Source organism: Vibrio sp. L85 (genome assembly GCF_963871815.1).
GTDB lineage: Bacteria > Pseudomonadota > Gammaproteobacteria > Enterobacterales > Vibrionaceae > Vibrio > Vibrio harveyi.
Map to the genome: position 1 here is coordinate 1 of NZ_CAWMYL010000161.1, position 244 is coordinate 244.

At 47.5% G+C, this 244-nt stretch carries 1 pseudogene; it reads left to right on the top strand.

Annotation, left to right across the window (positions count from 1 at the left end):
• Positions 1–244: pseudogene (locus AACR11_RS15805) on the top strand (hypothetical protein); the annotation flags it as partial.

The window sequence follows — 244 nt, forward strand, 5'->3', positions numbered from 1 at the left end:
AAGCGGTCAAAAAACCCTTCAAGCCAAGCAACGCGTCGCGATCGTGCAGACTGTGACGACCATGTTTTGTGCGATGAACATCGATGGTTATCGTATTGGGCGCTATGCAGATAAGAGCAAGAACGAGCAACCGGTGTTTGATGAGCAGGGTAACGAACTACTACGTGGGATCACTCACTATGAACTTCGAGGTCTACACTCTCAGATTTGGCGTCAACCGATTTCAAGAACCAAATACAATGAC